Source organism: Candidatus Skiveiella danica, assembly GCF_022705245.1.
Taxonomy (GTDB): Bacteria; Pseudomonadota; Gammaproteobacteria; order Burkholderiales; family Burkholderiaceae_C; genus Skiveiella; species Skiveiella danica.
In genome coordinates this window covers 1-575 of sequence record NZ_JAKJEW010000160.1, presented here as the reverse complement: position 1 = coordinate 575, position 575 = coordinate 1, and the positions used below count along the sequence as shown (strand labels likewise).

2 protein-coding genes are annotated in these 575 nt (G+C 56.5%); both read right to left on the bottom strand.

What is annotated here, in order from left to right:
* A partial coding sequence (nuoB, locus tag ACMUOY_RS20710; RefSeq protein WP_413894591.1) for an NADH-quinone oxidoreductase subunit NuoB occupies positions 1-358 on the bottom strand: 358 nt, incomplete at its 3' end.
* A 4-nt stretch (positions 359-362) separates the two neighbouring features.
* Positions 363-575: NADH-quinone oxidoreductase subunit A (gene ndhC, locus ACMUOY_RS20705; protein WP_413894590.1), on the bottom strand; the 213-nt coding region annotated here is incomplete at its 5' end.

Sequence of the window (575 nt, the reverse complement as noted above, 5' to 3'; positions counted from 1 at the left end):
CACACCCTCGCACCACCGAATAACTGTAGTGGTAATAGCCCCCGCCGTTGGCGCATGAGCCCATCGAAAGCACCCAGCGCGGCTCGCTCATCTGGTCGTAAACCTTGCGAAAGGCCGGTGCCATCTTGTTGCAAAGCGTGCCCGCAACAATGATCAGGTCAGACTGGCGCGGACTGGGGCGAAACACCTCCGCACCAAACCGGCTGATGTCATAACGCGCTGCGGTCACGTGCATCATTTCGACCGCGCAGCATGCCAGGCCGAAGGTCATGGGCCAGATCGACCCCGTCTTCGCCCAGTTCACCACCGAGTCGTAACTCGTGGTGATGAACCCCTCTTTGAGAACGCCTTCAATCATCGTGTCACTCCCAATCCAGGGCACCCTTTTTCCACATGTACGCAAAGCCAATGGTCAGGATGACCACGAACTCAAGACCCACGAGAAAACCAAACAAACCCAGCTCCTTGAGCGCAACCGCCCAAGGGAACAGGAAGGCGGTTTCCAGATCGAACAAGATGAAGAGAATGGCAATGAGGTAGTAGCGCACATCAAACTTCATGCGCGCGTCTTCGAA